The organism is Chitinophaga sp., from assembly GCF_036566945.1.
Classification (GTDB): Bacteria; Bacteroidota; Bacteroidia; order Chitinophagales; family Chitinophagaceae; genus Chitinophaga.
Window position 1 is genome coordinate 1 of record NZ_DATCVJ010000524.1, and the last position, 5,592, is coordinate 5,592.

Annotated in this window: 5 protein-coding genes and 1 tRNA gene; 5 read left to right on the forward strand and 1 reads right to left on the reverse strand. The window is 46.4% G+C overall.

Going from position 1 to position 5,592, the window contains the following annotated elements; genetic code table 11:
* The coding region (locus tag VIP81_RS15860; RefSeq protein WP_331962696.1) for a transposase at window positions 1–121 on the forward strand (121 nt) is incomplete at its 5' end.
* Window positions 122–238: 117 nt separating this feature from the next.
* Here the strand turns inward: VIP81_RS15860 and VIP81_RS15865 are convergent.
* Window positions 239–309, reverse strand: a tRNA-Gln gene (locus VIP81_RS15865).
* A gap of 219 nt (window positions 310–528) precedes the next feature.
* Between VIP81_RS15865 and VIP81_RS15870 the strand changes: the two genes are divergently transcribed.
* The 4 genes from VIP81_RS15870 to VIP81_RS15885 form a co-directional block, all read left to right on the forward strand.
* The gene (locus tag VIP81_RS15870; protein WP_331962684.1) at window positions 529–2,067 is read left to right on the forward strand and encodes a hypothetical protein; all 1,539 of its coding nucleotides are present in this window, start codon (window positions 529–531) and stop codon (window positions 2,065–2,067) included.
* Window positions 2,068–2,147: 80 nt separating this feature from the next.
* Window positions 2,148–2,699, forward strand: a complete 552-nt coding sequence (locus VIP81_RS15875; protein WP_331962687.1) for a sigma-70 family RNA polymerase sigma factor — start codon at window positions 2,148–2,150, stop codon at window positions 2,697–2,699.
* 88 nt (window positions 2,700–2,787) lie between these two features.
* Window positions 2,788–3,825 (forward strand): FecR family protein, encoded by a 1,038-nt coding sequence (locus VIP81_RS15880; protein WP_331962690.1) that lies wholly within the window; start codon window positions 2,788–2,790, stop codon window positions 3,823–3,825.
* A 105-nt stretch (window positions 3,826–3,930) separates the two neighbouring features.
* Window positions 3,931–5,592, forward strand: a 1,662-nt coding sequence (locus tag VIP81_RS15885) for a SusC/RagA family TonB-linked outer membrane protein (protein ID WP_331962693.1), incomplete at its 3' end; no start/stop codon positions are given.

The window sequence follows — 5,592 nt, forward strand, 5'->3', positions numbered from 1 at the left end:
CAGGGCCACCAACGCAGCTGCGGAGTCTTTTAATGCCAAAATAAAGTCCTTCAGGAATGCACTCAGAGGTGTACGGGACGTAGAATTTTTTCTTTACAGATTGACTAAACTTTATGCTTAAAATTTCCACTAATCCCCCAACTTTTCAACTTGATCCTTGACTTTTCAAAACCTATCAGATAAATTGTGTATAAAAAATAGGCCGGAATGCTTTTGGATAAAGAATTCCGGCCTATTGTTGCCGAACCTGGATTCGAACCAAGACAAACAGAGTCAGAGTCTGTCGTACTACCGTTATACTATTCGGCAATAGTAAATCAGGACCGCAAAAGTAGAACTTTTCTAATAAATACCAAATTTTTATCCCATTTTCTTCCAAAAAACTGCAGTAAACCATTGACTGCCATACTTTCATCTCCCACTGAATTCCCGTTTCAGTTGCTTCTGTTATACTTGTACACGCAGCACAACCCTAAATCAAACACCCTCATAGATCCTGCCGGTCGGATCAATTATAAAAGTAAAATTATGTTATTATCACCCACCATGCCCGCCAATACCCCTGCCAGCACCTTCGGCGCGTTTATTTTCGCCGATCGCCGTAATCGCCTGCTGTTAGCCATCGCCGTTGCTACGGCGGCTATTAAGATGCTTGTATTCAAACATTTTTTTCCGTACCTGGATTTTACGTCAGATACCGGCTCCTACATGCAAACGGCCCTGCAAAACCTGGATCATAATATCTGGCCTATCGGCTACTCCAAATTTTTGTGGTTGTTCCACCAGGTGTCGCACTCGGAAACAGCCCTGGCAGTGCTGCAGTTAACCCTGCTGGAAGTGAGCGCCTGGTTCTTTTATTTCAGCATCGTGTATATTTTTCGCCCGGATAGCTACTTCCGGTACGGCTTCTATGCCTTTCTGCTCATTAATCCGTTATTTCCTTTCCTGAGTAACTACTTTATTTCTGATGCGGTGTTTCTGTCGCTCGGACTTACCTGGATAACCCTGTTGTTATGGATGTTGCATAAACCTACTACGTTAATACTGGTGTTGCATGGGTTAGTGCTGGGACTTGCCTTTACGATTCGCTATAATGCCCTGTTTTACCCGTTTGTGGCGCTGATCCCGATATTGTTGTCCCGGTATAAGGTGTGGCAAAAAATCATGGCGTTGCTGCTGCCGATGGCGCTGATAGCTTCTTTTGTATTGTTTATCCGGCAGCGTTCCTATGAACATGCGGGTGTACGGGAGTTTTCTGTTTTCAGCGGCTGGCAGATGATGAATAATTCGATGTATATGTTACAATACAGGAAGCTGGATTCAACGGATGTGCCGCCGAAGTTTGCCGTTATGCACAAGCTGGTGTACCATTATTGTGATAATTTAAGGAGAAGTGAAAAAAAGAAGCATGTATGGGATGGATCTGTATTTATGTGGGACAATGAGGCACCGCAAAAATCGATGCTGAGAGATTACTGGGTTACCAATAAAGATAAAGACGCTTATACGGCCTGGGCTGCGCTGGCGCCACTGTTCCGGAGTTATGGGGAGTATACTATCCAAAAATATCCATGGGATTTTGCCCGTTACTACCTGTTGGAAAATGCAAAGTTGTATATGCTCCCCGAGCCGGAGGTATTAAATGCGTATAACCGCCCGTACATGGGTTCTGACCTCAATAATGTGAGTGCTTTTTTCAGAGATGGAAAAAAAGAGAAGCCGGAAAGTAAATACAACGACCTGCAAAGCACGCTGATGGCGTTGTTCCCTTCGCTGATCGTTATTTGTCATTTATTGTTTTTGGAAGAAACCATTAGATATCTGATCAAGAAAGGTATCCGGAAGTCCAGCCGCAAGTTTAACATTGCGCTGCTGCTCTGCTGGACTTTCATCCTTATCAATTTTGCTTTCAGCGTGCTGGCCGCGCCTATTGTATTGCGTTACCAGGTATTGCTGATTGTGTTATTACTGGGATACACGCTGCTGCTCACGGAAGTAACAGATATGCCGGCTACTTCACCGGAAGAGGCGGAGCTGGAGGAAGAGCGGCTGATGCTGGGCGTCTGAACGAAATGCAACGATAAAGATTTTTCGCAGTATCTTAACCCCAGGATGCGTGAACTAAAGTATCCGGTATATGATATTGTATGTCTTATGAAGAAGACAATAGTGCTTATTGGGAACGTCTGAGAAACGGCGATAAACAGGCGTTGTTTGCGTTGTATAACAACACTTATTCACATCTGCTGAGATTTGGATTGAAAATATGTGGCAGCGATGAACTGGTAAAAGACTGTATCACACAGCTGTTTTTGCAGTTATGGAGCCGGCACCAAAGCCTGCGCCCCGTTACTAATGTACCTGCTTATTTATTCACCGCCCTCAAAAGACAACTGCTGGACCAGCTGGCCTATCAGTCGAGGATTCATGCCGCTATTCACCGGATGACGGATAAAGACGCGGAAAGTGAATTGTCTTATGAAGAAATTATTATCCAGGTACAGCAGGATGAAGAACTGAAACACCGTTTGCAACTAGCCCTGAAAGCACTCACCCCCCGACAGATTGAACTGGTGCGGTTGAAATTTTTTGAAGGCCTGACCTATGAACAGATTGCTGCCCAAACCTCGCAAACCGTGAAAACGGCCTACAACACTATTTATGATGCCATCAAGGCACTTCGGAAAATGCTGAAATAAGGAGCTTTCCTTCTCCCGAAAAAAAAATAAAAAATCCTTAGGAAAAACGAAGCATTCTGCCGTCTGTATAATCAAAGGCATTACCTCCATGAATTTCCAGGAATACGAAGTCATCGATTTTGCATGTGATGAATCTTTTCAGCGCTATTGCCGGGAAGAACATGATAAGGATGTGTTGTTCTGGAACGACTGGCAGCGCCAGCATCCTGAAAAACAGGCGATGATCGCGGAAGCCCGCCACCTCGTGGCGTTATTGTCTGCCCGGCAGGGTGGCCGGTTAGAGCAGGCAAAGCATCTGGAAGATGGGATTGCCCGGTATGATCAGCTGCAACAGGCCCTGGGCGAGGAATCCGGACAGGATACTGCCCAACGGCGCTTCCCACGGGGCTTAAAATATGCCGCTGCCATCGGAGGCATCGCCTTGTTGGCAGGAGGTGCCGCGCTTTTTTATCAACACCGCACTGCCGGAAATGAGGTCGTGATCAACGCCGGTAAAGAGCCCCGCAAAACCGTAGTACTGCCGGACGGCTCTTCTATTGTTTTACGGGAGAATAGTACCGTGCAGTTGTCTCCCGGATTTAACCATGAAAACCGGCGGCTCACCCTCACCGGGGAAGCCTTCTTCGATGTCACCCAGAATGCACAGCATCCTTTTATTGTACATACTGCTACCGTAGATATTAAAGTATTAGGCACCGTTTTTAACGTCAGTGCCTATCGTAATCGTCAAACGGAAACGGCCTTGTTTAAAGGGAAGGTAGAAGTCACACTGGCCAATCGTCCCGGACAGAAAATTGTATTGCAACCAAATCAGAAATTAACAACAGACATTGCCAAACCTTTTGCAGTGGCCCCGCTGGACGCAGATCCGGTAAACCATAAAGCCAAAGAAATTGCCTGGGTAAGAAATCGCCTCGAAATAGAAAATGAACCACTGGAAATGATAGCGGGCAGGCTGGAGAAGTGGTATGGTATCCCCGTGAAATTTGCCGATGAAGAAGTGAAGGAGTACCGCTATTCCGGCACCTTCGAAAGCGAAACTATCCTCAAAGCACTGGATGCTTTGCAGTTATCTTATCCATTCAACTATAAAATGCGGAACGGAGAAATTATTATCAGTAAGTAGAATCATACATCAGCCAAAAATAAAGAAGGGGAAGTGCTGGAACACTTCCCCGGAAAAAGGTCAGAAAATGTCGGGATTGATCATTTACTAAACCAACACTAAGGTATGTTAAAACTTGTATTCCTGGAATGGAAGGGGAAACCTGTTCCCGCCGGCAAACTGCTGCTAACTATGAAATTGACAATCTTTCTTTTTTTGACCTGCCTGCAGGTGCAGGCTATTTGTTTTGCGCAGGAAACGATTACCCTGCAAGTGAAAGAAACAAGTATCAAACAACTGCTGAAAACTTTAGAGCATCAAACGGCCTACCGCTTTGTGTTTCACGATAAAACACTGCCGGAAAATAAAAAAGTGTCGGTAGCCGCAAAAGAAGCGACCCTCGATGCTGTACTCTCGCAAGCCTTTTCCGGTACCAACCTCGCCTATACGGTGAAGGAAGACGGACTCGTAGTCGTATACGCCCAAACACCCACCCCCACTACGGTAGCCGATAATATCACCATCACCGGCACCGTAAGAGGCATAGATAATCTGCCCCTGCCCGGTGTTACGGTAAGAGCTACCGGCACCACTGCCGGCACACTCACCCAGGTAGACGGTACCTATAAACTCACAGCCCCCGACAATGCAAAGTCACTGCAATTTTCCCTGATAGGCTATGTAAGCCAGGAAGTAGTAATCAGCAGCCGTCACGAAATCAATATTACCCTGATAGAAGATGTCAAGACGCTGAACGCAGTAACGGTAACCGGCTATACGAATTATGCGCGGGATAAATCTACCGCCGCCTCCGGCGTAGTAGGCGCCGATAAAATCACACAGGTACCCATGGCCAGCTTCGACCAGATCCTGCAGGGACGCGTGCCCGGCATGGTGGTCGCCGCCGGCTCCGGCCAACCCGGCAGCAGCGCCAAAGTAACTATCCGAGGTGTCGGCACCATTAACGGCAACTCCTCCGCCTTATACGTAATGGATGGTATTCCCATAGAAGCCGGCGTATTCCAGGGCATCAACCCCGAAGACATCGCGACTGTAACTGTACTGAAAGATGCTTCTGCAAAAGCATTGTACGGATCACGCGGCTCCAATGGCGTAATCGTCATCACTACTAAAAAAGGACAGTCAGGAAAAGTAGCCATCAGCTATAAATCGCAATACGGCTTTTCCAACATGACCACGCCGAAGTATGAAATGATGAACTCCAAAGAAATACTGCAGTTCCAGGAAGAAGTAGGGTTGGAAACCGGTGAAAGTAATGGACCCGGCTGGGATTATTCTCCCAAAAATCCTGACTATGCCAACTTAACACCCGAAGAACAACAGGAAGCCAATCATATACTCGATAGCTTAGGTAACATGAATACCGACTGGAGAAAAATTTTCCTGCAAACCGGAAAATTCCAGGAACAACAACTGAGCGCCAGCGGAGGTAATGATAATGTGAGATTTTATAGCTCAGTCAACTATTTTGATCAACAAGGTATTGCCAGAACTTCCGGACTAAAACGTTACTCCCTGAAAAATAATGTGGATTTCAACGTCGGCAAATTAACCGCCAACCTTAATATCGGTCTCGCTTATTCAGAGTCGTCCTTTATTCGGAATGAAGCCTCCAGTAGTGGTGAAAATACATTGGCCGCTGTATACTACGCCATGCCATATGAATACCCTTATGCGCCGGATGGTACGTTGATGACGCGTTACAACCGGGATGAATATCCTACGCTCGATCCACGCGAAGGCAGTAAAGCACTGGAAGCGATGCTG

What these genes read in the sequence shown, in the direction of transcription:
- VIP81_RS15870 (WP_331962684.1), top strand. Translation starts at nt 529, where the DNA reads ATGTTATTATCACCCACCATGCCCGCCAATACCCCTGCCAGCACCTTC.
- VIP81_RS15875 (WP_331962687.1), top strand. Translation starts at nt 2,148, where the DNA reads ATGTCTTATGAAGAAGACAATAGTGCTTATTGGGAACGTCTGAGAAAC.
- VIP81_RS15880 (WP_331962690.1), top strand. Translation starts at nt 2,788, where the DNA reads ATGAATTTCCAGGAATACGAAGTCATCGATTTTGCATGTGATGAATCT.